24 protein-coding genes and 1 tRNA gene are annotated in these 21,625 nt (G+C 64.3%); 14 read left to right on the forward strand and 11 right to left on the reverse strand.

Annotated features, from left to right (window positions below; translation table 11 throughout):
- Window positions 1–5: 5 nt before the first annotated feature.
- Window positions 6–839 carry a serine O-acetyltransferase gene (cysE, locus tag Q8S60_RS16470; protein WP_305276676.1) on the reverse strand — a complete coding sequence of 278 codons (834 nt, stop codon included), beginning with the start codon at window positions 837–839 and terminating at the stop codon, window positions 6–8.
- Window positions 840–1,034: 195 nt separating this feature from the next.
- On the opposite strand from cysE, the gene Q8S60_RS16475 reads away from it, so the two are divergent.
- The 6 genes from Q8S60_RS16475 (at window position 1,035) to Q8S60_RS16500 (ending at window position 6,407) form a co-directional block, all read left to right on the forward strand.
- Entirely contained in the window at window positions 1,035–1,844 is an 810-nt protein-coding gene (locus Q8S60_RS16475; RefSeq protein WP_305276675.1) for an alpha/beta fold hydrolase, read from the forward strand.
- A gap of 84 nt (window positions 1,845–1,928) precedes the next feature.
- Window positions 1,929–2,132 (forward strand): hypothetical protein, encoded by a 204-nt coding sequence (locus Q8S60_RS16480; RefSeq protein ID WP_305276674.1) that lies wholly within the window; start codon window positions 1,929–1,931, stop codon window positions 2,130–2,132.
- Window positions 2,133–2,148: 16 nt separating this feature from the next.
- The gene (locus Q8S60_RS16485; protein WP_305276673.1) at window positions 2,149–2,661 is read left to right on the forward strand and encodes a thermonuclease family protein; all 513 of its coding nucleotides are present in this window, start codon (window positions 2,149–2,151) and stop codon (window positions 2,659–2,661) included.
- Between the two features lie 104 nt (window positions 2,662–2,765).
- Entirely contained in the window at window positions 2,766–4,304 is a 1,539-nt protein-coding gene (locus tag Q8S60_RS16490) for a sulfatase (protein WP_305276672.1), read from the forward strand.
- Between the two features lie 194 nt (window positions 4,305–4,498).
- On the forward strand, window positions 4,499–5,299 hold the full coding sequence (locus Q8S60_RS16495) for an enoyl-CoA hydratase (RefSeq protein ID WP_305276671.1): 801 nt from the start codon (window positions 4,499–4,501) through the stop codon (window positions 5,297–5,299).
- Between the two features lie 244 nt (window positions 5,300–5,543).
- On the forward strand, window positions 5,544–6,407 hold the full coding sequence (locus Q8S60_RS16500) for an SDR family NAD(P)-dependent oxidoreductase (protein ID WP_305276670.1): 864 nt from the start codon (window positions 5,544–5,546) through the stop codon (window positions 6,405–6,407).
- 25 nt (window positions 6,408–6,432) lie between these two features.
- On the opposite strand, the gene Q8S60_RS16505 is transcribed toward Q8S60_RS16500, so the two are convergent.
- On the reverse strand, window positions 6,433–6,831 hold the full coding sequence (locus Q8S60_RS16505; protein WP_305276669.1) for a DUF427 domain-containing protein: 399 nt from the start codon (window positions 6,829–6,831) through the stop codon (window positions 6,433–6,435).
- 107 nt (window positions 6,832–6,938) lie between these two features.
- Between Q8S60_RS16505 and Q8S60_RS16510 the strand changes: the two genes are divergently transcribed.
- The gene (locus Q8S60_RS16510) at window positions 6,939–7,295 is read left to right on the forward strand and encodes a PilZ domain-containing protein (RefSeq protein ID WP_305276668.1); all 357 of its coding nucleotides are present in this window, start codon (window positions 6,939–6,941) and stop codon (window positions 7,293–7,295) included.
- Window positions 7,296–7,392: 97 nt separating this feature from the next.
- Complete coding sequence (locus Q8S60_RS16515) at window positions 7,393–8,184, forward strand: SDR family NAD(P)-dependent oxidoreductase (RefSeq protein WP_305276667.1); 792 nt, start codon at window positions 7,393–7,395, stop codon at window positions 8,182–8,184.
- A gap of 126 nt (window positions 8,185–8,310) precedes the next feature.
- Here Q8S60_RS16515 and Q8S60_RS16520 read toward each other — a convergent pair whose 3' ends face one another.
- Window positions 8,311–9,072, reverse strand: a complete 762-nt coding sequence (locus tag Q8S60_RS16520; RefSeq protein ID WP_305668727.1) for an alpha/beta fold hydrolase — start codon at window positions 9,070–9,072, stop codon at window positions 8,311–8,313.
- A 75-nt stretch (window positions 9,073–9,147) separates the two neighbouring features.
- Between Q8S60_RS16520 and Q8S60_RS16525 the strand changes: the two genes are divergently transcribed.
- Entirely contained in the window at window positions 9,148–10,404 is a 1,257-nt protein-coding gene (locus tag Q8S60_RS16525) for a M20 family metallopeptidase (RefSeq protein ID WP_305276665.1), read from the forward strand.
- Between the two features lie 99 nt (window positions 10,405–10,503).
- A complete protein-coding gene (locus tag Q8S60_RS16530; RefSeq protein WP_305276664.1) occupies window positions 10,504–10,851 on the forward strand; it encodes a hypothetical protein in 348 nt (115 codons plus the stop codon).
- A gap of 10 nt (window positions 10,852–10,861) precedes the next feature.
- Here Q8S60_RS16530 and Q8S60_RS16535 read toward each other — a convergent pair whose 3' ends face one another.
- The 5 genes from Q8S60_RS16535 to Q8S60_RS16555 all read right to left on the reverse strand — a co-directional run bounded on the left by Q8S60_RS16535 (window position 10,862) and on the right by Q8S60_RS16555 (window position 16,374).
- The gene (locus Q8S60_RS16535; protein ID WP_305276663.1) at window positions 10,862–12,229 is read right to left on the reverse strand and encodes an MFS transporter; all 1,368 of its coding nucleotides are present in this window, start codon (window positions 12,227–12,229) and stop codon (window positions 10,862–10,864) included.
- A gap of 28 nt (window positions 12,230–12,257) precedes the next feature.
- Entirely contained in the window at window positions 12,258–13,010 is a 753-nt protein-coding gene (locus Q8S60_RS16540; RefSeq protein ID WP_305668728.1) for an alpha/beta fold hydrolase, read from the reverse strand.
- A gap of 2 nt (window positions 13,011–13,012) precedes the next feature.
- Window positions 13,013–14,458: an MFS transporter gene (locus Q8S60_RS16545; protein WP_305276661.1), complete on the reverse strand. Its 1,446-nt coding sequence runs from the start codon at window positions 14,456–14,458 to the stop codon at window positions 13,013–13,015.
- A 522-nt stretch (window positions 14,459–14,980) separates the two neighbouring features.
- Window positions 14,981–15,568 (reverse strand): HD domain-containing protein, encoded by a 588-nt coding sequence (locus Q8S60_RS16550; RefSeq protein ID WP_305276660.1) that lies wholly within the window; start codon window positions 15,566–15,568, stop codon window positions 14,981–14,983.
- A 32-nt stretch (window positions 15,569–15,600) separates the two neighbouring features.
- A complete protein-coding gene (locus Q8S60_RS16555) occupies window positions 15,601–16,374 on the reverse strand; it encodes a class II aldolase/adducin family protein (protein ID WP_305276659.1) in 774 nt (257 codons plus the stop codon).
- A gap of 122 nt (window positions 16,375–16,496) precedes the next feature.
- Here Q8S60_RS16555 and Q8S60_RS16560 point away from each other — a divergent pair, with 122 nt between their 5' ends.
- Window positions 16,497–17,216 (forward strand): Crp/Fnr family transcriptional regulator, encoded by a 720-nt coding sequence (locus Q8S60_RS16560; protein WP_305276658.1) that lies wholly within the window; start codon window positions 16,497–16,499, stop codon window positions 17,214–17,216.
- A 511-nt stretch (window positions 17,217–17,727) separates the two neighbouring features.
- Entirely contained in the window at window positions 17,728–17,991 is a 264-nt protein-coding gene (locus Q8S60_RS16565) for a zinc-finger domain-containing protein (RefSeq protein WP_305276657.1), read from the forward strand.
- Window positions 17,992–17,999: 8 nt separating this feature from the next.
- On the opposite strand, the gene Q8S60_RS16570 is transcribed toward Q8S60_RS16565, so the two are convergent.
- The 3 genes from Q8S60_RS16570 to Q8S60_RS16580 all read right to left on the reverse strand — a co-directional run bounded on the left by Q8S60_RS16570 (window position 18,000) and on the right by Q8S60_RS16580 (window position 19,476).
- Window positions 18,000–18,086: transfer RNA gene (locus Q8S60_RS16570), tRNA-Leu, on the reverse strand.
- A 115-nt stretch (window positions 18,087–18,201) separates the two neighbouring features.
- A complete protein-coding gene (locus Q8S60_RS16575; RefSeq protein WP_305276656.1) occupies window positions 18,202–18,453 on the reverse strand; it encodes a hypothetical protein in 252 nt (83 codons plus the stop codon).
- Between the two features lie 258 nt (window positions 18,454–18,711).
- A complete protein-coding gene (locus Q8S60_RS16580) occupies window positions 18,712–19,476 on the reverse strand; it encodes a molybdopterin-binding protein (RefSeq protein WP_305276655.1) in 765 nt (254 codons plus the stop codon).
- Between the two features lie 187 nt (window positions 19,477–19,663).
- Here Q8S60_RS16580 and map point away from each other — a divergent pair, with 187 nt between their 5' ends.
- Together map and radC are read left to right on the forward strand one after the other, a co-directional pair.
- Window positions 19,664–20,485, forward strand: a complete 822-nt coding sequence (gene map / locus Q8S60_RS16585) for a type I methionyl aminopeptidase (protein ID WP_305276654.1) — start codon at window positions 19,664–19,666, stop codon at window positions 20,483–20,485.
- Window positions 20,486–20,494: 9 nt separating this feature from the next.
- The gene (gene radC, locus Q8S60_RS16590) at window positions 20,495–21,187 is read left to right on the forward strand and encodes a DNA repair protein RadC (protein WP_305276653.1); all 693 of its coding nucleotides are present in this window, start codon (window positions 20,495–20,497) and stop codon (window positions 21,185–21,187) included.
- Window positions 21,188–21,625 lie beyond the last annotated feature (438 nt).

The following is a 21,625-nucleotide window of genomic DNA, read 5'->3' on the forward strand; positions in this document are numbered from 1 at the left end:
CGGCCTCAGTCGGAGATAGGGCCTTCTTCGTCGCGGATCATGTGATCCATCGAATGGCTCGGCTTGTCGCAACCCGCGCAACCGACGATCTTCGCCGGCACACCGACAGCCGTGCAATGCGGCGGCACCTCATGCAGCACCACGCTGCCGGCACCGATGCGGCTGTATTCGCCGATCTCGATATTGCCGAGCACCTTGGAACCGACCGAGATGAGCACGCCGCGCCGCACCTTCGGATGGCGGTCGCCCGTCTCCTTGCCCGTGCCGCCCAGCGTCACGTCGTGCAGCATCGACACATCGTCTTCCACCACCGCCGTCTCGCCGATCACGATGCCGGTCGCATGGTCGATGAAGATGCCCCGGCCGAGCCTTGCGGCGGGATGGATGTCGACGGCGAAGAGTTCGGAAATGCGGCTCTGCAGGTAGAGCGCCATCGCGCGGCGGCCCTTGTTCCACAGCCAATGCGCAACGCGGTAGCCCTGCAGCGCATGGAAGCCTTTGAAATAGAGCAGCGGCTGGATGTAGGAATGGCAGGCGGGATCGCGGTCGTAATAGGCGACGATGTCGGCCCGCGTCGACTCGCCGATGTCGGACGCCTCCGTCAGCGCCTCGTCGAACAGCTCGCGAAGCTGCATCGAATGCACTTCCGTGTTCCCGAGCTTCTGCGCCAGATGATAGGCGACCGCGTCGTTCAGGTTCCGGTGATTGAGGATGGTGGAATAGAGGAAGCTGGCGAGGATGGGTTCGCCCGCGGCCATCTCCTCGGCCTCGGTGCGCACGCGCTCCCACACGGGATCGCAAAGCGATAGCCCCTGATTCTTCTCGACCGGCTTCGACATGACCCCGCTCCTTCCCTTCCGGGCCTGCCCGCTCCCTTCCGGGGAATGTGACAAGCCGCGACGGCGGACAGCCCACAAAAGAGCATGGGCCAGCTTACAAGAGCTTAATACATAGAACCGCCCCTTGCGAGTTCAATGGCGGAACCCTCTCGGCCCCTGTGTTAATCTTCCCGAAAGCAACAGGGAGCGCGGACCATGCCATTCGCCAAGGCGGGCGACATCGACATTTTTTACGAGCGCATGGGCTCCGGCCCCCGCCTCCTGTTCATTTCCGGCACGGGCGGCGACCTCCGCAACCGGCCCAACGTGCTGGACGGCCCCTTCCCCAAATCCTTCGACATGCTGGCCTACGATCAGCGCGGCCTCGGCCGGACCTCGAAGCCGGACGCCCCCTACAGCATGAGCCAATATGCCGAGGATGCCGTCGGCCTCATGGCCGCGATCGGCTGGGGCTCCGCCCTCGTCATCGGGGTCTCCTTCGGCGGCATGGTCGCGCAGGAGCTCGCGATCAATCACCCGCATGTCGTGGAAGGCCTCGTCCTCGCCTGCACCTCCCCCGGTGGCTCGGGCGGCGCCTCCTACCCGCTCCACACTCTGGCGCATATGAGCCGGGATGAGCGCGCCCGTCACATGATCCCGATTTCCGATACGCGCCATGATGACGAATGGGCGAAAGCCCATTCCGGGACATACGAGACGCTCGTTGCCATGGCGGCCGCCGATCCGTATACGGACGAACCCGGCCACGAGATGGGCCAGCGCCGCCAGCTCGAAGCCCGTGCCGCGCACGACACATGGGACCGGCTCGGCCGGATCCGCTGCCCCACCCTCATCTGCGCCGGCAAATACGACGGCATCGCGCTCCCCGAAACGCAGGAAAAAATGGCCTCGCGCATCCGCGGCGCTGAGCTCCGCTTCTTCGAAGGCGGCCACCTCTTCATGCTGCAGGACCGCGACGCGCTCCCTGCCATGACGCGCTTTCTGAAGGGCGAAGACGGCGGCTGACCCGTTCCGGGACGGCCGCGAAAGAAAGCATTAAGCGGCGCCCGTTAGGCTCGACATGAAATCCGCCTCATGTCCCGGGCCTCCATGTCCACATCGAACATCGCCGCCGCAGCCGTCGCCAGCCAGCAGAGCCAGCTTCAACTGGCCATGCAGACGGCCATGCTGAAGGCCGGCCACAGCCAGGACATTGCGCTCGTCGAGATGATCGCGGAATCCGCCGAGACCGCCGCCAAACTCACCGCCAGCGCCCCGCCCGGCACCGGCACGCGGCTCGATATCCGCGTCTGAGACGGGAGCTGCGGCAATGGCGCAGATCGTCCCCTTCTCTCCATCGGCACGCCGGAAGCATTTCCGTCAGGCAAAACCCGGCCGCAACATATCGCTGCGGCTGCTTCTCTCCCTTGTGCCCCGCTACGCAGGCTTCGTCGCCCTGCCCTTCCTTCTCGCCGCCATGCTTGCCCTCACCGTCGAACGCTATCCCGTTGTTCCAGCAGCGCTTGGCGACCGGGTTTATGTTTATGACGGCGATACTATTCACGTGAATGATGAGCGTATTCGCATACTCGGTCTGGATACCCCGGAATACGGCAAGCTCTCGCGATGCCGGGAGGAGGCGCTGGCCGCGAGTATTGCGAAAGAAGCGCTGCAAAACCTGGTTCTTCGGGGCGAAATTGAAATCGAACGGCGGGGGTTGGACCGCTATGGCCGAACCCTTGCGTATGTTCGCATAGACGGCGTGAATGTGGCTGATGCTCTCATCGCCCAGGGGCTCGCCCGCGAATATCATGGCGGCCCCCGCAAAGGCTGGTGCGGCTGATCTTCGGTTGCGTCGTCACGCTTGCCGGATAGCCACCTCCCCCTCTAACATAATGAATAACATTAATGTGACGCGGGCGAGCGAAGCCCACGCAGGAGATACGCATGGGCCGGAAAATTCTCTTCATCACGACAGACCAGATGCGCTTCGACGCCATCGGCGCGAACGGTCAGAAGGTCGCGCGCACGCCCGCCATCGACGCGCTCGCGGCCACCGGCATCAACTATACCCGCGCGCATAACCAGAACGTCGTCTGCATGCCCGCCCGCTCCACCATTATCACCGGGCAATATGTCTCGACGCATGGCGTCTGGATGAACGGCGTGCCGCTCCCCGTCGATGCGCCCTCCGTCGCGCAATACCTCAACGAAAAAGGCGGCTACAAGACGGCGCTGATCGGCAAGGCGCATTTCGAGCCCTTCCTCGATCTCCACCAGCAATTCTACGAAAGCCAGATGGCCCGGCGCGGCGAGCACGGTCCGCATCGCGGCTTCGACTACATGGACCTCGCCACCCATTCGCCGCTCATCCTCCACTACAACGAATGGATGAAGAAGAATGACCCCGAGGCGCTCGATTATTTCTACCAGAACCTCAACGACAAGTTTCAGGTGAACGCGGCCGGCGGCGGCGAGACCGGCGGCTGCCAGCTCCACTTCAACAAGGTCTCGCGCGAGCACTACCACACCGACTGGGTCGCCGACCGCACCATCGACTGGCTCGCCTCCGTCGGCGCGGGCGACGACTGGTTCTGCTGGATGAGCTTTCCCGATCCGCACCACCCCTGGGATCCGCCGCAGTCGGAACTGAAGCGCCACCCCTGGCGCGAAACGCCGCTGCCGGAATTCTATCCGGGCTCGAAGGAAAAGATCGAAGCCATACTCGCGGACAAGCCGCGCCACTGGATGGAATGGTACACCGGCGAGCGCGTAACCAATTACGAAGCCCCGCCCGAGTTCCGCGCCAGGGACATGACCGCCGATCAGGTGCAGGAGATCAACGCCTTCACCCATGTCGAAAACGAGCTGATCGACGAGGCGATCGCGAAAGTCATGGCCTATGTCGAAAAGCGCGGCTGGGGCGACGATGTCGATGTCGTCTTCACCACCGACCACGGCGAATTCCAGGGCGAGTTCGGCCTGCTCTTCAAGGGCCCCTATCACGTCGACGCGCTGATGCGCCTCCCCATGATCTGGCGTCCCGCAAAATCCGCGAAAGTCGCGCCCGCCGCCGTCGAAAAACCCGTCGGCCAGGTCGACCTCGCGCCCACTTTCTGCGAAATCGCCGGCCTCCCCGTGCCCGAATGGATGCAGGGAAAACCGATGCCGAAAACCGATGCCGAAGGCGAGAAACAGGGCCGCGAACGCGTCTTCACCGAATGGGACTGCAAACATGTCGACGGCACCACCGTCGGCCTGCGCACCATCTATCGCGACGGCTACACCATCACGGCCTATCTCCCCGGCACGATCTATGACGGCAGCGAAGGCGAACTCTACGACCACGCCAACGACCCGCGCCAACACCGCAACCTCTGGAACGACCCGGCCTACGCCAAGCTGAAATCCGATCTCCTCGCCGACCTGAAGGACCACCTCCCCCCCGTCCGCGACCCCCAACTCGAATACGTCGCCCCGGTTTGAGGCACAGGCATCGACTCAAAAAATAAGTGTCACCCCGGCGAAAGCCGGGGCCCATTCGCTTTTCCTCTTGCCGCGGTCGCATAGGGGCCCCGGGAACAACCCCCGGGGGTGACGCTGCATTTTGCTTGGTTGCCAGCATCCCGCCCCGCCTGTATCCCAGACAGCAGCGAAACATCTGATCCGGGAACAGCCTCTTGTCCATCTCCTCCCCCACCCCGAAAATGATCGCGGCGAAAGACGGCGCGATCGGCTGGATGATCTTCAACAATCCCGAACGCCTGAACGCCGTCAGCCTCGACATGTGGCAGGCCGTACCGGAAATCCTCTCCGCCTTCGAGCATGACGATGAGATCCGCGTCATCGTCCTGAAGGGCGCGGGCGACCGTGCCTTCGTCGCCGGCGCGGACATCTCGCAATTCGGCGAAAGTCGCTCCTCGGCCGAAGGCATCCTCGCCTACGAAACGGCAACGGAAATCGCCTTCGACGGCATCTCCAACGCCTCGAAGCCCACCATCGCCATGATCGACGGCTACTGCATCGGCGGCGGCCTCGGCATCGCCCTCTCCTGCGACCTGCGCATCGCCGCCGACGGCTCCACCTTCGGCATTCCTGCCGCCAAGCTCGGCCTCGCCTACGGTGCGGGCGGCACCGGCCGCCTTGTGCATGTCGTCGGCCCCTCCTTCGCCAAGGAAATCTTCTACACCGCCCGCCGCTTCACCTGCGACGAAGCGCTCGCCATGGGCCTCGTCAATCGCGTGACGACGAAGGAAGCACTGGAAAATTTCACCCGCGACTATTGCACGACCATCGCCGAAAACGCGCCGCTTACCGTCGGCACCGCGAAACAGGTCGTGGACGAATTCACGAAAGCACCGGGCAATTTCGACGCCGCGAAATGCGACGCCCTCATCGCCCGCTGCTTCGCCAGCGACGACTACAAGGAAGGCCGTGCCGCCTTCATGGAAAAAAGAAAGCCGGTATTCAAAGGAAAATAGGCCTCCTCTTCCCACCCTCCCCCTGTGGGAGGGTCGAAAAATTGCAGCGAAGCGAAGATTTTTCGGGGAGGGGTAAGCGAGGAACCTCTGCGCATAATCAAACGCAAACCACTCCGTAACGCAGAGCCCCCTCCCCAAACCGCTTGCAGCGGTTTGACCCTCCCACAGGGGGAGGGTGGCCGCTAACATGAACGCAGAAATACAAACGACAGAAAAATCAAAAACTGAAACAGGGAGAAACATCATGGGACGTCTCGACGGCAAGGTCGCCATCATCACCGGCGGCACAAGCGGCATCGGCCGCGGCACTGTCGATCTCTTTCTGAAGGAAGGCGCGAAAGTCGTCGCCGCCGACCTGCAGGATCACAAGGGCGAGGCAATGGAGCGCGAGCTGGGAGACAGCTTCTCCTATTGCCGCGCCAATGTCGCGCATGAAGACGAAGTGAAAAATCTCGTCGATCACACGGTGAAGAAATTCGGCAAGCTGGATGTCCTCTTCAACAACGCCGGCTATGGCGGCGTCGGCGGCGAGCTTCAGGAAATCGACATGAACGGTTTCGACGAAACCGTCGGCGTCCTGCTGAAGGGCGTCGTGCTCGGCTACAAATATGCCGTGCCCCACATGAAGGCACAGAAATCCGGCTCCATCATCTCGACGGCCTCCGTCGCCGGATTGCAGGCAGGCTACGGCCCCTTGATCTATTCCGCCTGCAAGGCCGCCGTGCATCACTTCTCGCGCTGCGCCGCCCTCGAACTCGCGCCCCATTTCGTGCGCTCGAACGCGATCTGCCCCGGCGGCATCGCCACCTCGATCTTCGGTGCCGGCCTCGGCCTCGGCACGCAGGTCGCAGACCAGTTCGCCGAAGTCATGAAGACGCATCTCGCGAAAATCCAGCCGACGCCCCGCTCGGGCCTCCCGGAAGACATCGCCAACGCCGCGCTCTTCCTCGCCAGCGACGAATCCACTTTCGTCAACGGCCAGACCATCGCCGTCGACGGCGCCCTGACGGCAGGCCCGATGGCCACGCTCGGCAAGCGCATCGACTTCGAAAAGGTGATCGGCGATTTCCTGTCGAGCCTGCCGGAGGATCAGCGCAAGCCGGCGTGACGGGCCGCCGGCCTGAGCGCGTGCCTCAGGCCGGCGCCACCTCGATCTCCACCTTGTTCGGATAGAACGACATGTAATTCTGCAGATCCGCCATCTCGACGAACGGGTCCTCATACGACCAGACGGCGTCCTGCCCGTCCGCTCCCGCCGCGTCGATCGACCAGTAGCTCGCCTGGCCCTTGAACGGGCACCAGGTCACGCTCTCCGTCGGCGTCAGCAGGTCCATTTTCACGTCGTCCCGCGGCAGGTAGAAGACCGGCGCATACTCCGCCTCGAAAAGCTCCAGCGCCCTCGTGCTGTCGGCCAGCAATTCGCCATTGAAGCGGACGCGAACGCGCCGTCCGGCGGGCATCAGGCGCAACAGATGGCCGGGATGGCTCTCATAGCCGGACGTATGCTCCTTGCCGGACATCAATTGTCCCATGACGAACCTCCTTGTTGATCGGCGAGCATGAAATGGGGCGGCGGCAATCATTTGGCAACCTTGCCCCCCTAGCTTCAGGGCACGAGGCATGTCTCAAGGCTGATCTCATGGTTGAGCCGTCGCAAAATCCACTGGAACACAAAACGCCCGAAGAGCGCCGCCGGTTTCGTCGCATCGCCACGCGCATCGAGGGCCGGATCGTCTTTGCCGGCGTCGATGCCGAATGCCTCATTCATGAAATGTCGGCCACGGGCGCCGTGGTCGAGGTCTCGCCCTTGCCCGCGCTGGGCGCCGAAGTGGCGCTCGACGTGCCGGGCGTGGGTTTCGCGCGCGGCCGCGCCACGCGCCACCCCGCGGCCGATCTCGTCAGCATCGACCTCGACGTGCCGCCCGCCCGCCACGACAGGCTGACCGACCGGCTGATCCTCGCCGCCTTCCGCCACCCGCCTCTCCGAAACGTCTGACGAACAGTCGTAATCCGGCGCTTCGCGCGATCTTCTGTTGGGCCGGGCCGCCTGCCTCGCTACACTCCCCGCAAATCCGAACTCAGGGGAGAAATTCATGTCGGCGCTCAGGAACAAGGTTGCCATCGTCACAGGCTCGGCCACGGGCCTCGGTGCCGCCGTCGCGCTGCAGCTCGCGGACAAGGGCTGCAACGTCGTCATCAACTATACGAAAAGCGAAGCCGAGGCGAAGGAGACGCTCGCCGCCTGCGAGGCGAAGGGCGTCGAGGCGATCCTCGCCCAGGGCGATGTCGGCGAGGACGCCGATTGCCGCCGCATCGTGCAGGCCGCGGTCGACAAATGGGGCCGCGTCGATGTGCTGGTCAACAATGCCGGCGGCACCAAATTCGCCAACCACGCCGAGCTCGACGAACTCAACGCCGAGGACTTCCTCTGGATATATAAAGTGAACGTCGTCGGCGCCTATCAGATGATCCGCGCCTGCGCGCCGCACATGAAACAGGCGGGCAAGGGCTCGGTCGTCAACATCTCGTCGATAGCAGGCGTCACCGGCATCGGCTCCTCCGTCGCCTATGCGGCGTCGAAGGGCGCGCTCAACACCATGACGCTCTCGCTTGCCCGCTCGCTCGCACCCGTCATCCGCGTCAACGCCGTCTGCCCCGGTTTCATCGGCACGCGCTGGTTCTCGGACCGCTTCGGCACGCAAACCTTCGAAGGCATCAAGCGCCAGCAGGAAGAATCGACCCCGCTGCGCCGCGCCGGCACGCCCGAAGACATCGCCACCGCCGTCGTCTTCTTCTGCGGCGAAGGTTCCGACCACATCACCGGCGAAACCCTCATCACCGACGCCGGCATGCACCTGGGGTTTGCCCCGCTCACCGCGCGGTAGGGTCCGTCCTCCTGCGGTTTCGTTTTCTTCCCACCCTCCCCTTGGGGGAGGGTCGACAAAATTCGAGCGCAGCGAAGAATTTTTCGGGGAGGGGTAAGCGTGGAACTTCTGCGCCGTGAACGCCCCTCACCCCTCCAGAAACTTCAGCACCGCCTCCTTGTAAGCCCTGTCCCCCACCGTCTTCATGTGGTCGCGCTTCGGCACCGTAAAGCCCCGCGCGCCAGGTATCCGCGCCGCCAGCGCCCCCGCCGCACCCGCCTGTGTGTCCGTCTCCCCCGCCACCACCAGCACCGGCCGCGAAATCCGCGAAAGTCCCTCCGCCGGAAAAGGCGCCCGCACCGCCTCGAAGCAGGCCGCGAGTGCCACGCGGTCCTGTCCGTTCTGGTCCGCGAACACGCGGAACATCCGCGCCCCCGCATCCGTCACGCTCGCCGGATCGTCCGCCAGCAGCGCCTCGATCACCGGCCCCGGATCGCGCTCCGGGTCGAGCAGCCGCGCGCCCACGCCCGCCGCGATCACCCGGTCGAACCGGTCCGGCCATTCCATCGCCGCGACCAGCGCCACCATCGCCCCCATCGAATAGCCCATAAGGTCCGCGCCCGGCTCGCCTAGATGATCGAGCAGCGCCACAAGGTCCGCCGCCATCGCGGAAAGCGTGTAATCCTCCGCCTCATGCGGCTTGTCGCTCTCCCCATGCCCCCGCATGTCCGGCATGATGACGCGAAACCCCGCCTCCATCAGCGCCCGGCTCCACCCCGTCGTGATCCAGTTCACCCGATGCGTCGACGCAAACCCGTGCGCCAGCACGATCGGCGTCCCCTCGCCCTCCGCGAAATAAGCCAGCCTCAACCCGTCGGATTCGAAAAATTCCATGTCGCCCTTCCGCATGAATTCCAGCGCCGCCGCATGGCTGGAAAACCATGCCGCAACAGTCTACGCTTCGTCAAAACGGGGAGACGAAAAATGACCGAAGCCGCCGCTCTCAAGCGCGAAGTCTGCGACGCCATCGACGCCATGTCCGCCGAGCTTCTGGGGGTCAGCCACGAAATCCATTCGAAGCCCGAACTCGCCTTCCACGAGCACGAGGCCGCGCGCATCCTCACCGCCGCGCTCGACAAGGCCAACCTCCCCGTCACGCGCGGCGCCTTCGGCCTCCCGACCGCTTACGCCTCGAGTTTCGGTGAGCGCGGCCCCGAAGTCGCGATCCTTTCCGAATACGACGCCCTCCCCGGCATCGGCCATTCCTGCGGCCACAACATCATCGCCACCACCGGCCTCGGCGCCTCGCTCGCGCTGGCGAAGCTGGGCGCGAAGCTTCCCGGCCGCGTCCGCTATCTCGGCACGCCGGCGGAGGAGCAGGGCGGCGGCAAGGAACTGATGGCGCAGGAAGGCGCCTTCGACAAACTGGATGCGGCCATGATGGTGCATCCGGCCGGCGTCGATCTCGTCACCATGCCCTGCATCTGCGTCTCGGAAGTCGCCGTCACCTATCGCGGCCGCTCGGCGCATGCCTCCGCCATGCCGCATATGGGATTGAACGCGCTCGACGCCCTCATCACCGCCTATCAGGCGATCGCCCAGCTCCGCCAGCACATCAAGCCGACCGAGCGCATCCACGGCATCATAAAAAAAGGCGGCAGCGCGCCCAACATCGTGCCGGACGAAACCGCCGGCCTCTTCTATGTCCGCGCCGCCTCCGCCGAAGACCTCGCGCCCTTGAAGGCGCGCGTCCAGGCCTGCTTCGAGGCGGGCGCGCTGGCGACCGGCTGCACGGCGGAAATCAAATGGGCCAAGGCCGATTATCTCGACCTCAAGACCAGCATGCCCATCGCCGACGCCTATGAGGCGAATGCCCGCGCCCTCGGCCGCGACTTCTTTCCCTTGTCGAAAATGCCCGCCGGTTCCTCCGGCAGCACCGACATGGGCAATGTCAGCCACCGCGTACCCTCGATCCACCCGATGATCGCCTGCGCACCGCCCCATGTCGTGATCCACAATCCGGAATTCGCGAAATGGGCCGCCTCCGAGTTGGGCGACAAGGCCTGCCTCGACGGCGCCAAGGCGCTCGCCATGACCGCCATCGACTTCATGACCGACGCCGCCATGCGCGAAAAGGCGAAAGCGGATTTCGCGGCCACCGCCGCCAGCTCCGCCCGCTCCGTCGCCGCCGCCTACGACCCGAACGGCGCCACCAACATCGGCGGCTGCGGCTGCATGTAAGACTGGAAAAGTTGAGGAGTGCGGCCCCGATCTTGACGCGCCCGGGCAACAAGCTCACGCTCTCCCAACCGGCATGGGCCGGTATGGGGAGTGATGGAAATGAAGACGGTCTGTGGATCAATCGTCGGCGTGCTCGCATTCTTCGGGCTGCTCGCCGGCGCGCAGGCGGAGGAACCAGCGGAAGATTCGCTGCGGACGTTCATCCTCGAATGCGACGACTATCTCGACGATTGCCGCGCCTATATGAACGACTTCATCCTGTCGGGACTGAAGCTCTCGAACAATCCGGAGCCGGCCTGCATTCCGGTCGAGCGTAACAAAGCGGCTGACATGATGATCGCCCGCCTGAGAGAGCTAGCCGGCGATTCCTGGTGGGCGGAGGAGCCCTACGGTAGCGCCATGATGCAGGCGATGACCGATGCCTTTCCCTGCCTGACGGACTACTGAAGCCCCTTCCTCACGGCAAATTCGGCGCCCGCTCCGTCTGCTCCACTTCCTCGACGAAACGCTCGTCGAGTTTGCGGCGCAACTCTTCCTGTTCCTTGAGCCCGATCGGATAGAACCAGATGATCGCCGCCACCAGCGCATTGCAGATCATCGGCACGGCGACGAACACATAGGACAGCCCCTGCACCGCGCCCGGCGCATTCTCGCCCTGCGGGTTGAAGCCGATCAGCGCCAGCGTCCAGAACACGACGCCGACCGCCACCGCCCCGCCGATCTTCTGCGTCAGCGTCAGCAGCGCATAGAAAAGCCCCGTCCGTTTCTGCCCCGTCTCCAGTTCGTCGAGATCGGCCACATCCGCCATCATCGAGCGGTAAAGCGTCGTCGTCGTGCCGACATTGACGCCGAGGAAGAACAGCACCGCCGCCGCCACCCAGACATTGCCGAACGGAATGAGGAAGATCACCGGCGGAAAGAGAACATTGAACCCCGCCGCCACCACCACGGTGCGGTGCTTGCCGAGATAATAGCTCGCCTTCAGCACCAGCGGGATGAAGCCGATGCCGCCGAAGAAATAGAGCAGCAGCAACAGGCTCGCCGACGAGCCCACGCCCCAGACCAGCGTCGCCTCGTACATGTACATCGACGCCAGCGCCGTGCCCGCGAAGCCCGAAAGGAAATCCGCCGCCAGCAGCCGCCGGAGCGGCACGTTGCGGAACAGCGGCACCACCTGCGCGAGAAAACTCGCATGCTTCTGCGGCCGTGCCGGTTTTTCCGGCACCAGCCAGAGGTTGAGCCCGATCGCGATCGGCAGCACGATCATGATGAACCAGCCCATCGAGGCGACGCGCGCCGCCTCCATGTTCTCCGGTCCCATCCGCTCGATCACCGCCGGCAGCAGCAGCACCAGCGGCACGCCGAGCAACTGGAACGCCTCGCGGAAACCCTGGATGCGCGAGCGCTCGTTATAGTCGTCGGAAAGCTCCGCCGCCCATGCCATGTGCGACAGCGTCAGCAGCGTCCAGCCGATATAGAGAAAGAACATCCACGCCAGCAGATAGAAGCTCGTCACCGGCGCCGTCGGCACGAACACCATATAGGCCGACAGCATGAGGATCGGCACCGACAGCACGATCCAGTGCCGCCGCCTGCCCCAGCGCGAGGGAAACTTGTCGGACAGCACCCCCATCGCCGGATCGGTGAAGACGTCCCAGAACCGCGCCAGCATGAAGATCGTGCCGACCGCGGCAAGCCCCAGCCCCATCGGCCCGGCATAGAAATGCGGCAGGTAGACGCCGATCGGAAGCCCGAGCGCGCCGATGGGAAGGGCGGGCCCGGAGAAGGCGGCCAGGCGCCACGACGACAAGCGTTTAGCGTTCATATTGCTGCTCAGCCTCGACAGTTCGAATTCAGATATAGCCGGTGAGAAAATCCATGACCGCGCCCTTGAACATCGGGTTCGGCAGCGCGAACATATGATCCGTACCGGGAATGGTTTCCGCCTTCGCGCCCGGAATGCGCGCCGCGAGCACCGCCGGATCGCCCGCCATGTCGTCCCGCGCGCCCGCGATCACCAGCGTCTCGTTGCGGATCTCGCCGAGGAAATCGGTTGCCGCCCCGCCGCGCGGCGCCCGCGCGCAGGCGGCAATCGCCCGCAGGTCCTGGCCGAGCCCTTCGGCATAGAGCCGGAAGCCCCGCGCCGTCCGGTCGCCGATCGTTTCCGGGTCCGCGGCTTCGAGCGCGTCGGCCGTCGCCGCGCCGAAGGACGACGGCTCCAGCATCCGCCCGCCGACGCCGCCCAGCACCACGAAGCGGAACCGCGCGCCCTGTGTCGCGGCAAGCCGCATGGCGATCCCCGCCCCCATCGAATAGCCGATCAGGTCCGCCCGCTCGAGCCCCAGGTGATCGAGCAGCGCCACCGCGTCCCCCGCCATCTTCTCCATCGTGTAGTCGGCCGGATCGTAAAGCTTCGCGCTCGCCCCGTGCCCGCGCAGGTCGAACGTCACGACCTTGCGCTTCGCCCGCGTCAGCGCCTGCACCCACCCCGTGCGGCCCCAATTGTCGTCGGCGGTCGCCGCGAAGCCATGCACCAGCAGGATCGGATATCCCTCCCCCGCTACCTCATAGGCGATCTCGACGCCGCCGGATGAAAACACCGCCATCCTCAATCCGCCGCCACGCCGGAGGATTGCGCGTCCGAAGGCTGCCCCGTCCGCATGGCGATGGCCGCCGCCGCCGCTTCCAGCCCGCGCTCTTCCAGTATCGCGCGGTTCGCCTGCTGCGCCTTCTCGTCGATGGGGAAGAACCACATGATGCCCGCGACCGCGATGCTGATGACGCAGGCCGGCCACACATAGACCATGCGCAGCCCGTCGAGCGCGGCCTGCGTGTTCTCGCCCCCGGCGCGGAAGCCGATGGCGTCGAGCAGCGTATAGCCCATGAAGATCGCCACCGCCGCGCCGATCTTGTTGGTCGATGTCAGCATCGAATAGAAAAGCCCCGTCCGCTGCTGATGCGTGATCACCGTGTCGTGGTCCGCGACGTCGGCCATGATCGAGCGGAACAGGAACGGCCCCGCCGCCATGTTGACGCCGCAAAGGATCCACACCGCCAGCGCCGCGCCCGCATTCCCCGCCGGCACCAGCAGGATGAGCGGCACGCTCGCCGCGTTGAACAGCGCCGAATAGGCCGCCGTCCTGTGCTTGCCGAGCTTCCGGCTCACCCACAGGATCATCGGAATGAAGGCGACGCCCGAGAGGAAATAGCCGAGCAGCATCAGGCTCGAATATTTGCCGAGCTGCAGCGCGTCTTCCGCGAGAAACAGGAACATCGACGCGACGAGCCCGCCCGACACGCCGGAAATGAGGTCCGCCGCGAGCACGATCTGCAGCGGCCGGCTGCTCACCAGCGCGCCCACCGCCTGCCGCATCGGCACATGCACCGGCGGCTTCGTCGGCCGTTCCGGCACCTTCCACACGGCCAGCGCCACCGTCAGCGGCAGCAGGATCAGCACGAACCAGCCCATCGAGGCGACGCGCGCCGAGGCGAGGTTCTCCGGCTCGAGCTGCTCGATCATCACCGGCAGCATCAGCACGAACACCATGCCGAGAATGAGCAGCACCTCGCGCGCGCCCTGCACGCGCGAGCGTTCGTGATAGATGGGCGTCAGCTCCGCCCCCCACGACATGTGCGAAATCGTCAGCAGCGTCCAGCCGACATAGAGAATGAAGAGCCAGAAGATGAGGTAGCTCGCGCTCACCGTGCCCGGCGGCATGAAGATCATGAACACCGACACCAGCATGATCGGCACCGAGGCGACGATCCAGTGCCGCCGCCTGCCCCACCTGGTCTCGTATTTGTCGGAGAGAATGCCGAGCACGGGATCGGTGAACACGTCCCAGAACCGCGCCAGCATGAAGATCGCGCCCACCACCGGCAGCCCGAGCCCGAGCGTGCCCGCATAGAAAGGCGGCAGGTGAACGACGAGAGGTAACCCCATCGCGGAAATCGGCACCGCCGGCAGCGCAAAGGCAAACAGCGTCCAGCGCGATAGCGGCGCGCCCTCTGCGCCACGCGCAGCGGCATGGCCGGTCGAGGCCGCGTTCTTCATCTCGGGAGTTCCTCCTCCATGTGTCCGGCCGCGGGCTCTTCGGCCCGTCATTGCCGCTACGCAATTATGGCCGATGCACCCCCGCCCGACCAAGCACCTTCGCTCCCCCCAACCTCACATTTTCGTAAGGGTGAGGTCCGGTTTGCGAAGCAAACGCAAAGGGCCGGTGGCCCTTTGCGAGGACCGAACGCCCGGAGCCATGCGAAGGGCCGGTCCGGCGGGCATTCCATCGCATAACCACGCCCCCGGCGAATCCCTCCTCTTCCCACCCTCCCCTTGGGGGAGGGTCGACAAAATTCGAGCGCAGCGAAGAATTTTTCGGGGCGGGGTCGCCGTAGAACCCGCATACACAATCGGCAACGAGTTCACTCCACTTGCACGCCGAGCCCCCGCCCCAAACGGCCTTCAGCCGTTTGACCCTCCCCGAGGGGAGGGTGGAAGATTGGACTGAAGGTCAGCCCGCCCATCTCCTTCTTCCCGCCTTCCCCTTGCGCCGGCCGCCCGTTATCCGTCGGCCGCCCGTTATCCGTCGGCCGGCACCCTCTCCCGCCGGGGCGCAGCCAGGATGCGGTGCAGCATCGGCTCGAAAAAGTCGAGCGGCAGCGAGCGGTAGTGGGGATCGAAGGCGGGCGCATCGTACTTCGCACAGAACTCCGCCGTCCGCTCGTAAAGCGGATTGCCCTTGAACTTGTCCCGCCCGTTCCGGTCCATGCCGAGATAGTGGAAGAAGTAATAACCCTGGAAAATTCCGTGATGCGCGACCATCCAGTGATTCTCCGGGCTGACGAACGGCTTCAGGATTGCCGCCGCGATATCAGGGTGATTATAGCTCCCCAGCGTGTCGCCGATGTCGTGCAGCAGCGCACAGACGACATATTCCTCGTCCCGCCCGTCATGATGCGCCCGCGTCGCCGTCTGCATGCTGTGCGTCAGCCGGTCGACGATGAACCCGCCATAATCCCCGTCCAGCAGCCTCAGATGATCGAGCACCCGCAGCGGCAGCTTCGCCGCGAAAGGCAGAAACTCATCGGCGATCCGGCTCCAGTCCTCCTGCGTCCCCTCTGCCATATCGGTAAATGTCGCGCGGAGATGAGGTGTTGAAGACGACATGGGATGTTCCTTTCGATTGATTTGCAAATGCCTTACTCCCGAAACGAAGGATCGAGCCGCTCCATCTTCCGCATCACCGCCGGCCACACGCGGTCCGAACCGCTATTGCCGAGCGTCTGCTTCACCTGGGCGCCGATGCCGTCAAGGATCGCGCGCGGTATCTCGATGAGTTCCGCTCCGCCCGCCTCCGCCATCACCTGCACTTCGCAGGCGCGCTGCAGCGTGAACATGGCGAGAAAGGCATCGCCGACGCTCCGCCCGCAGGTCAGCAGCCCGTGATTTTCCAGGATCATCATTTTGGCGCGGCCTAGATCGGCCTGCAGCCGCGGCTTCTCTTCCGCCTCCAGCGCCACGCCCTCGTAAGCGTGATAGGAAATCGACGCCAACGCATAAAGCGCCGTCTGCGACACGGGGCGCAGCCCGCCCTTCCGGCACGACACGGCCACGCCCTCCGGCGTATGCAGATGGATGACGCAATGCGCATCCGCCCGCGCCTCATGCACCGCGCTGTGGATGATGAAGCCGGCAGGGATCACATCATAAGACGACGGCAGAACCTTGTTGCCCTCGATGTCGAGCTTCACCAGCGACGACGCCGTCACCTCTTCGAACATCAATCCGTAAGGGTTGAGCAGGAAATGCCCGTCCTCCCCCGGTACCCGCGCCGAAATATGCGTGAAGACGAGATCGTCCCAGCCCAGATGCGCGATCATTCGGTAGCAGGCCGCAAGCTCCACCCGCAGCGCCCATTCCGCCTCGCTCACCTGGCCTCTCACCGGCGTTTCCACCAAAGCGCTCATCGCCATCCCGCATCTCCTCTTGTTGATGCGGCGGAGACTAGGCCCATCCGTCAAATCGAATTGTCAGATACTTGACAATTCGCGCGCTTTTTCCGCCAATGCCGGTCTGCCGGATGTATAGGTGCCACATGAACGGGAAAGCCCTGCGTCATATCCTCTCGCGTTCCGAATGGTTCGCCGCGCTGCCGCCGGCGCTGGCGGAAGGCATCGTCGCGGAAGCCCGCATCCGCCGCTTCCGCAACCAGCCGATCTATCTCACGGGCGACGCACCGAACGGCCTCTTCCTGCTGCTCGCGGGCGAGGTCCGCATCGTCCATTACGCGGGAGACGGCAGTCCTGCCCTTCTCGGCGCCACCAATCCCGGCACATGGTTCGGCGAATCCTCCATGCTGGATGGCCGCCCCCGCTTCTCGGACGCCGTCGCCATCGGCGAGGCAAGCGTGCTGCAGCTCGCTCCCCCTGCCTTCCGCAAGCTTACCGAAGGGAGCGCGGCACATTATGCCGCCTTCACCCGCCTCCTCTGCGAGCACTACCGTCTCGCCATCGCCCATATCGTGAGTACGGCGACGCTCCCCGCCATGACCCGCCTCGCCCAGCGCCTGCTCTACTTCGCGGAGGAGGAAGGAAGGTCCCTCCCCGGCCGCCGCGCCGTCGAGTTCCGCCTCTCCCAGAAAGACCTCGCCACCACGGTCGGCATCTCCCGCCAGACGTTGAATGGCCTCCTCAAGCAACTGGAAACGCAAGGCCTCATCGAAACCGGTTACGCCAGAATCATCCTGAAAAAACCCGCCGCCCTCCAGCGCCTTGCCAGACGAGAGCCGGAGCAATTGCCCCAAGGCGGAAGCTGAAAAACGACACTCCCCTATCCCCGCTGTGGCCCATCCGCCACGTATTTGCCGCCTGCGCGAGAATTCTGCGCGCCGCCGCGAAATCCGGCCCGGCGATTTTCGATTTCAAGTGGGGATATCTTCAAATCCGCTTTTTGCGCCTCCGGGGCGTCCCGCCGGACGGCGTTCGGGATCATCCGTCTACGGATCATGAGGCCTTCCCTCCGCCCGGACCCGCCCTCTCGCGGCCGGGCGATTCCGGTTTCAAGAGGGGATATCTTCCGTCGCGCGCAGCCGCCCCGGGACCCCTCGGCACCCCCTCCCGCCCCGCCGGAAAGTGTTTGTGACATTTTCATGACAATACGATGACAGTCAAACCGGCAAAAGACCGGAAACCCTTGTCCTTTCAACAGCTTGCACCGGAAATGGCGTTTTTCGCCGACCGGCGCGGAATCCGCCGTCCGGACGCCTTGCGGAGGGCTCCGCGCGGCTCTAGTTTCACCGCAGTTTCAGGTCATGCGGAGAGCGCGAGATGAGCGGCGGAGCCACACCGAAATTCAGCAACCAGGCGGGCGTCCGGGAAATCCGTATCGGCGTCAGGGAGTTCGAGTGCATCGGCGCGAACCCGCCCTTCGATCATCCGCATGTCTTCCTCGACATGGGCCGCGAAAACGAGATCGTCTGCGGCTACTGCTCGACGCTCTACAAGTTCGACGCCTCCCTGAAGGAAGACGAAAGCCTGCCCGCCGACGCGCTCTACAGCGAAGACCGCCACGCGCTGGCCGGTCACGGCTGAACGCGGAGTGGTGGCCCCTGCGGGACTCGAACCCGCACTCCCTTACGAGAAGCAGATTTTAAGTCTGCTGCGTATACCAGTTTCGCCAAGGGGCCCTTCTGCCACAGGTATGCCCGCTCGCGGGCGCGAGCGCAAAAACTAAAGAGCGCACAAAGAAAAACGGCGGCCCCGAGGGACCGCCGTTTGTCATTCCGTCGAAGCGACGAGAGCTTAGCCCTCGAGGCCCTGCCATACCGGCCAGCAATTGCCGCCGGCGCTCGCGGCGAGCGTCGCCTGAGCTTCCTTGGCATTCGCGCCCTGGGCGGTCTGCTCGCTGTCCGCGCCGCCGGTGCACCAGACGTAGAACTTGTGCGTGCCGGACTTCGACTGCGCGTCGAAGCTCGAGTCGAGAGCCGAGGCAGCGCTCGACAGCATCATCGCAGCGCCGGCGACCAGGCCCAAAATTCCGATGGTCTTCTTCATGTCGTTTCTCCCTCCGGGTACCGTGACCCTAAATCGTTCCCAGGCTATTATTTGCAGGTCGAAGCCTGTTTCCCCTCTGCCAGCCTCCCCGTGCGAAGCAAGCCGCCAGACGCGACCGACAGACCCTTCAAGCCGAGAACTCTAGTCGGTTCGTCAGAAATTGTATCGCGCCAGAACCGGCAGGGATGCTGAAACTTTCGTAATGTTGCCGCGTCTGTTGCAGATATGCGACAGAAATCCCAGCTTTTCCGCCATTTATCATGCCGGATCGCCGATGGCGGGTTCCACGCCAAAGGCGCGCATCAATTCCGCCACCTCGCCCGCGACGATATCGAGCTCGGTCGAATCGACGGCGCGCATGACGATGCTGGTGCCGAAAACCTTGCCCCGGTAATAGGGATAGCTGCCGATGCCGACATCCGGGTGGCGGGCCTGCAGGTCGCCCAGTTTTTCCGCGATGGTGCCCTCGCCGATCTGGCCGGTGACGGTGCGGCTCTGCATCGCAGCGCCGCCTTCGAGGCGGCCGGTCAGGCTGTCCAGCATGACCTGCATGACCATCGGCACGCCGGCCATCACGAAGACATTGCCGATCTGGAAACCGGGCGCCTTGCTCAAGGGGTTGTCGATCATGGTGGCGCCTTCCGGCAGCCGCGCCATCCGCATCCGCGCCTTGGTGAATTCGCCGCCGGTCGCCGCGTAGTGATCGCCGAGCAGCTTCACGGCTTCCGGATGGTAATCGATGCCGACGCCGAAGGCCTTGGCGACCGCGTCCGCCGTGATGTCGTCATGCGTCGGGCCGATACCGCCGGTCGTGAAAACATAGTCGTAGCGCGCCCTGACCTCGTTCAGCGTCGCGACGATCGTCTCCTCGATATCGGGAATGACGCGCGCCTCGCGCACCTGCACGCCGATCCTGTTCAGATGCGTCGCGATATAGCCGAGGTTCGAATCCCGGGTGCGGCCCGACAGAATCTCATCGCCGATCAGCAGCACGCAGGCGGTGACGAGTTTCGTATCGGGCATGGGTCTTGTCCTTCGCTCGGGGGCTCGCGGCTATCTATACAGGATAACGCCCCCGCGACCGCCCTTTCAAATGCAGCGGGGCCCGGAAAACCCCGCAAAAGCCCCGGAAATCGGGGGCTAGGCCCGCGGCGGCCGCGATACTATGTTAGGCTGGACAAATCACCCTTCTTCCCGATTGCGAGACGAGATGAGTTTTACCGACGCAGCCGAAGCCCCGGACGTCAATATCGGCCGGATCAAGCTCCACGACGCCGAAGCCTTCGAAGGCATGCGCCGCGTCGGCCGGCTTGCCGCGAGCGCGCTCGACATGCTGGTCGCTGAAGTGCGTCCCGGCGTGACGACGGACGCGCTCGACAAGCTCGTCTTCGACTATGCGATGGACCACGGCGCCTATCCCGCGCCGCTGAATTATCGCGGCTTCCGCAAGTCCTGCTGCACCTCTATCAACCACGTCGTCTGCCACGGCATTCCCGGCGACCGCGTGCTGCGCGACGGCGACGCGGTCAATATCGACGTGACCTACATCCTCGACGGCTGGCACGGCGACACCAACCGCATGTATTTCGCCGGCGAAGCGCCGCGCAAGGCGCAGCGGCTTGTCGAGGTGACGTATGAATCCATGATGCGCGGCATCGCGGCGGCAAAGCCCGGCGCGACGCTCGGCGACATCGGCTGGGCGATTCAGGAATTCGCCGAAAGCCAGCGCTGCTCGGTGGTGCGCGAATTCTGCGGCCACGGGCTCGGCCGCGTCTTCCACGATGCGCCGAACATCCTTCACTACGGTCGCAAGGGCCAGGGCGCGGTGCTGAAGCAGGGCATGTTCTTCACCATCGAGCCGATGATCAATCTCGGCAAGCCGGGCGTGAAGATCCTGTCCGACGGCTGGACGGCGGTCACGCGCGACCGCTCGCTCTCCGCGCAGTTCGAGCATTCGATCGGCATCACGGAAGACGGCGCGGAAATCTTCACGAAATCGCCGGCGGGCTTCGACTGCCCGCCCTACGCCTGAGCCGAACGAATGGAGAGCGGCGACGCCGACGCCAAGCCGCACTACGCCGGACATCGCGAAAGGCTTCGCGAGCGCTTCCTGAAATCGCCGGAAACGCTGCCCGACTACGAACTTCTAGAACTCATCCTCTTCCGCGCGATCCCGCAACGCGACGTGAAGCCGCTCGCGAAGGAGCTTATCGCGAAGTTCGGCGGCTTCTCGGAAGTGCTGAACGCAGAGCCCGCCCGTCTGCGCGAAGTGAAGGGCGTGAAGGACGCGACCGTCACCGAATTGCGCATTGCCCGCGAGGCCGGGATCCGGCTTTCGCAAGCTGCGGTGCTGAAGAAGGAGGTGCTGGGTTCGTGGAACGCGCTCCTCGATTACTGCTCCGCCTCGATGGCGCACAACCCGACCGAACAATTTCGCATCCTCTTCCTCGACCGGAAAAATGTTCTGATCGCGGACGAAGTGCAACAGAAGGGAACGGTCGACCACACGCCGGTCTATCCGCGCGAAGTCGTCAAACGCGCACTCGAACTCAACGCCTCCGCCCTCATCCTCGTGCACAACCATCCGTCAGGCGACCCGACGCCCTCCACCGCAGATGTCGAGATGACGCGCCAGATCGTCAATACGGCGAAACCCCTCGGCATCGAGGTGCATGACCACCTCGTCGTCGGCAAGGGACGGCATGCGAGTTTCCGGACTTTGGGATTGATCTGAACACGGACGATCAGGCGGGAAAACGCGGTTTTTGCGCAAAACCGGCGAATGGCGAAAACGTCAATCAACCTGTTGAAAAACAACATCTTTCCGGCTTGCCCCCGGCCGGACCGTCATCGAACTGTCATCAAACCGTCATGAAGGGGTATCCGGCTTCTTATCCCCGTCTCCCGGCGCAGTTTGCGCGTAATAATCCCCGGGGTGATTTCGACGGTCTTCGCATGGAAGACGGATCATGGGTGGCAATGGCAATGTGCCTGAAACCGGGGATAAGAAATCTCGGCCCTGTGTCCGGTTTGCACGCTGTGACATTCCGGTTCTGACGCGATTGCCACACGTGGGGACAAGATTTTTGTCCCCGGTTTTTGGAAGCGGGCACCCTGAAAAGGAAATGTCATCCCGGCGAAAGCCGGGACCCATTGGTTCCCTTAGTAAGCG

Source organism: Parvibaculum sp., assembly GCF_030694575.1.
Classification (GTDB): domain Bacteria; phylum Pseudomonadota; class Alphaproteobacteria; order Parvibaculales; family Parvibaculaceae; genus Parvibaculum.